The sequence below is a fragment of the Rhizobium ecuadorense genome, assembly GCF_001187535.1.
Taxonomy (GTDB): domain Bacteria; phylum Pseudomonadota; class Alphaproteobacteria; order Rhizobiales; family Rhizobiaceae; genus Rhizobium; species Rhizobium ecuadorense.
Genome location: NZ_LFIO01000073.1, coordinates 1 through 270, shown reverse-complemented (window position 1 = coordinate 270; position 270 = coordinate 1). Strand labels below are relative to the sequence as shown.

Below are 270 nucleotides of genomic sequence, written 5' to 3'. Positions count from 1 at the left end.
GTTCTGGCATGCCAAAAGGAGATGGATGGTCGTCACACCTTTGGCTTCGAGAGCCTTTGCCGTATCGAGAAGTTGCTGCGCGAGAGCGTCCTGCTTCGCCTGGGACCAGTGGGATGAGTCCAATGTCGGGAGCGACATGCGGACCACCGGGAGTTTGAACGTCGTGTCGATGTTCTCGTCCCTGACCTGATAGGAGGCCGAAGCGGCATGCACGACCTCTGGCGAATCCTTCTCGAGGCGGTGACAGCTCCTTTATGAGCAATCCGAGCC

General features: G+C 58.5%; 1 pseudogene. It reads right to left on the bottom strand.

The window, feature by feature from the left end:
* Positions 1-231 (bottom strand): annotated as a pseudogene (locus tag AF337_RS03075) (SAVED domain-containing protein); the annotation flags it as partial.
* Between the last annotated feature and the right edge of the window lie 39 nt (positions 232-270).